Raw genomic sequence first — 2719 nt, 5'->3', positions numbered from 1 at the left:
GTTAGCCGGTTCGTCGACCTCATTGGCCTCAGAGGTCTCGTCAGCCGCAGTGGTCTCGGTGAGCTCAACAGCCTCGGTGGATTCCGACGGTTCGTCGGCCGAGACGGGTGCCGGAGCGTCGGCGTCGGCGGTGTCGTCGGCGGCCTCCGCGTCCTCGTCCGAGACGGCGTCGGTCACTTCGGATTCAGCGGGTGTCTCGTCCTCGTCGGCGGCCGCGCCCCGTCCGCGACGACGCTTCTCGGTCTTGGGCTTCAACGGCTTCGGCGGGGGCGGCGGCAACTCGGCGGTGAACGCCAGATGGAAGCCGAGCACACCGAGCAACGCGACCGCGGCGGCGGCACCGTAGATGCCGAACAGCCACTGGCCCGCGCTGTCCAGGCTCAGCCAGAGCTCGCTGATGGCGGTGCCGATGATGAGCACGCCCGCTAGTACTAGCAGGGCGATCGACACGACCCGCAAGGTCAGCGCCAGGCGTGGCGTACCGAACTCGGGCTTGCGCGTGCGCAGCAAGGTGAAGACCACCGGTAGCGCGGCCAGCCCGATCAGCGCACCCGTGACGATGCGCAGTGCGGTGCCGAGCGTGTGGGACGTGTCGCCGAGCAGCTCGGGCCAGCGCGGCAACACGAAGAAGAAGTAGAGGACTCCAGCGAGGACCAAGAACGACGTGTTCCACAACACCGCGATCCAGCGCCGCATGGTCCTCCTTGACGTCAGTGGCCTTCGATGGGTCGGAGCGCGACCTGCCTCTTCGGCAGATCGCACCCCGGACCAGTGCGGAGGATAGGGGATTTGAACCCCTGAGGGCGTTAACCCAACCCGCGTTCCAGGCGAGCGCCATAGGCCACTAGGCGAATCCTCCGCGGGCAATGGTAGCCGACTGGCCTATGACGCCCGACAAGTCGCTAGTTCCGCGGGTACTACACTCTGTTCGGACCCCGCGCGGCGTCCATCCTGTGAACTCCCCCAGGGCCGGAAGGCAGCAAGGGTCAATGGGCTCTGGCGGGTGCGCGGGGTCCCCTTCTCTTTCCACGGCTTGAGTAGATGGTGAAAGGCGTGCGCCGTGTCATTTGAATCGCTGGGCCATGACGAACTGCAGGCGCAGCACGATCGGCAGCGCCGCAACTACGCCGACCTGCAGGCCAGGAAGCTCAGCCTGGATCTCACCAGGGGCAAGCCGTCCCCTGAACAGCTCGACCTGTCCAATGGCCTGCTCAGCCTGCCTGGCTCGGGAAAGGATGCCTACCGCGACGGGGACGGCACCGACACCCGCAACTACGGCGGCCTGCACGGGTTGCCGGAACTGCGGGCCATCTTCGGCGAACTGCTCGGCATCGCGGTGCCCAACCTCATCGCGGGCAACAACGCCAGCCTCGAGTTCATGCACGACGCCGTGGTGTTCTCGCTGTTGCACGGCGGGCTGGACTCGCCGCGGCCGTGGATCCAGGACCAGCTGGACGGCGGAATCAAGTTCCTGTGCCCGGCGCCCGGCTATGACCGGCACTTCGCCATCACCGAGAGCCTCGGCATCGAGATGATCCCCGTGCCGATGCGCGAGGACGGCCCCGACGTCGACCTCGTCGAGGAACTGGTCGCCATCGACCCCGCGGTGAAGGGCATGTGGTGCGTGCCGGTCTTCTCCAACCCGACGGGCACCACCTATTCCTGGGAGAACGTGCGTCGTCTCGTCCAGATGAAGACCGCCGCATCGGATTTCCGCCTGTTCTGGGACAACGCCTACGCGGTGCACACGTTGACCCACGACTTCCCGCCGCAGATCGACGTGCTCGGCCTGGCCGCCGCGGCGGGCAACCCGAACCGCCCGCTGGTGTTCGCGTCGACCTCGAAGATCACGTTCGCGGGTGCAGGGGTCAGCTTCTTCGGCGGCTCGCTCGGCAACGTGGCCTGGTATCTGCAGCACTCGGGCAAGAAGTCGATCGGCCCGGACAAGATCAACCAGCTCCGCCATCTGAGGTTCTTCGGTGACGCCGACGGCGTGCGGCTGCAGATGCAGCGACATCAGCAGTTGCTCGCGCCGAAGTTCGCCCTGGTCGCCGAGATCCTCGCCGACCGGCTCGGCGAGTCCAAGATCGCGTCATGGACCGATCCCAAGGGCGGGTACTTCGTCAGCCTGGACGTGTGGCCGGGCACGGCACGGCGAACCATCGCGCTCGCCAAGGACGCGGGCATCGCGGTAACCGAGGCGGGTGCAGCGTTCCCGTATCGAAAAGATCTGGACGACAAGAACATTCGTGTCGCGCCCTCGTTCCCCTCGGCGCCCGACCTGCGCGAGGCGATCGACGGGCTGTCGACGTGCGCTCTGCTCGCGGCGACCGAGTCGCTGCTGGCACGCGGCTAGGTCCCGGCTCGTCACTGCGTCTGGGTAGCCTTCATCCGTGGCTCTCTACCGCAAGTACCGGCCGGCGACGTTCGGTGAAGTAGTCGGCCAGGAACACGTCACCGAACCGCTGTCGACGGCGCTGTCGTCGGGCCGGATCAACCACGCCTACCTGTTCTCCGGCCCGCGCGGGTGCGGCAAGACGTCCTCGGCGCGCATCCTCGCTCGCTCGCTGAACTGCGAGCAGGGCCCCACGCCTACCCCGTGCGGCGTGTGTGACTCCTGCGTCGCGCTGGCGCCCAACGGCCCTGGCAACGTCGACGTCGTCGAACTCGACGCGGCCAGCCACGGTGGCGTCGACGACACCCGCGAACTCCGCGACCG

Annotated in this window: 3 protein-coding genes, 1 tRNA gene and 1 other RNA gene; 3 read left to right on the top strand and 2 right to left on the bottom strand. The window is 67.4% G+C overall.

Annotation, left to right across the window (positions count from 1 at the left end; all coding sequences use genetic code 11):
* A partial coding sequence (lucA, locus tag QOC69_RS05010; protein ID WP_526436989.1) for a lipid uptake coordinator LucA occupies nt 1-696 on the bottom strand: 696 nt, incomplete at its 3' end.
* Between the two features lie 78 nt (nt 697-774).
* Nucleotides 775-859, bottom strand: a tRNA-Ser gene (locus tag QOC69_RS05005).
* A gap of 68 nt (nt 860-927) precedes the next feature.
* On the opposite strand from QOC69_RS05005, the gene ffs reads away from it, so the two are divergent.
* The 3 genes from ffs to QOC69_RS04990 form a co-directional block, all read left to right on the top strand.
* An RNA gene (gene ffs / locus QOC69_RS05000) (signal recognition particle sRNA small type) lies at nt 928-1022 on the top strand.
* A gap of 38 nt (nt 1023-1060) precedes the next feature.
* Nucleotides 1061-2356, top strand: a complete 1296-nt coding sequence (locus QOC69_RS04995; RefSeq protein ID WP_526436987.1) for an aspartate aminotransferase type Ic — start codon at nt 1061-1063, stop codon at nt 2354-2356.
* 37 nt (nt 2357-2393) lie between these two features.
* Nucleotides 2394-2719 (top strand): DNA polymerase III delta subunit-related protein (locus QOC69_RS04990; RefSeq protein ID WP_526436985.1); only part of this gene is annotated, 326 nt, incomplete at its 3' end.

This window comes from Mycobacterium sp. (assembly GCF_032162105.1).
GTDB lineage: Bacteria > Actinomycetota > Actinomycetes > Mycobacteriales > Mycobacteriaceae > Mycobacterium.
This window is presented reverse-complemented; position numbering and strand designations above follow the sequence as displayed.